The sequence below is a fragment of the Exiguobacterium sp. E17S genome, assembly GCF_057772545.1.
The window spans coordinates 1-215 of record NZ_JBYLRU010000042.1 but is presented as its reverse complement, the minus strand read 5'-3'; the positions used below and the strand labels follow the sequence as shown (position 1 = coordinate 215).

The window sequence follows — 215 nt, the reverse complement described above, 5'->3', positions numbered from 1 at the left end:
GCTTTCGACGGAGGGGATTCTCACCCCTCTTTTCGCTACTCACACCGGCATTCTCACTTCCAAACGCTCCACTGCTCCTTCCGGTACAGCTTCGCAGCGGTTTGGAACGCTCCCCTACCATCCTTACGGAATCCGCAGCTTCGGTGGTATGTTTAGCCCCGTTACATTTTCGGCGCGGCGCCACTCGACTAGTGAGCTATTACGCACTCTTTGAA

Annotated in this window: 1 rRNA gene; it reads right to left on the bottom strand. The window is 55.3% G+C overall.

Annotation, left to right across the window (positions count from 1 at the left end):
* Nucleotides 1-215: ribosomal RNA gene (locus AC3B4V_RS16355) — 23S ribosomal RNA — on the bottom strand; the annotation flags it as partial.